1 protein-coding gene is annotated in these 281 nt (G+C 50.2%); it reads left to right on the forward strand.

The window, feature by feature from the left end; genetic code table 11:
- On the forward strand, positions 1-281 hold a 281-nt coding region (locus GCU85_RS09880; protein ID WP_268965747.1), incomplete at both ends, for an EF-Tu/IF-2/RF-3 family GTPase.

Here is a 281-nt window from a genome sequence, read left to right on the forward strand (position 1 = left end):
GGCGACACGTCTGAGATTGGTGTGCCTTCGATTGAGCGTTTGGTTGCTGAGATGGACGCTTATATTCCTGAGCCTGAGCGTGATACAGACAAGCCGTTTTTGATGCCAGTAGAAGATGTATTCTCTATTCAAGGTCGTGGCACGGTGGTAACGGGTCGTATTGAGACGGGTATCATCAAGGTTGGCGACGAGATTGAGATTGTTGGCATGAAGGATACGACAAAGACGACGTGTACGGGTGTTGAGATGTTCCGTAAGCTACTTGACGAAGGCCGTGCAGG

The sequence above is a fragment of the Ostreibacterium oceani genome, assembly GCF_009362845.1.
Lineage (GTDB): Bacteria > Pseudomonadota > Gammaproteobacteria > Cardiobacteriales > Ostreibacteriaceae > Ostreibacterium > Ostreibacterium oceani.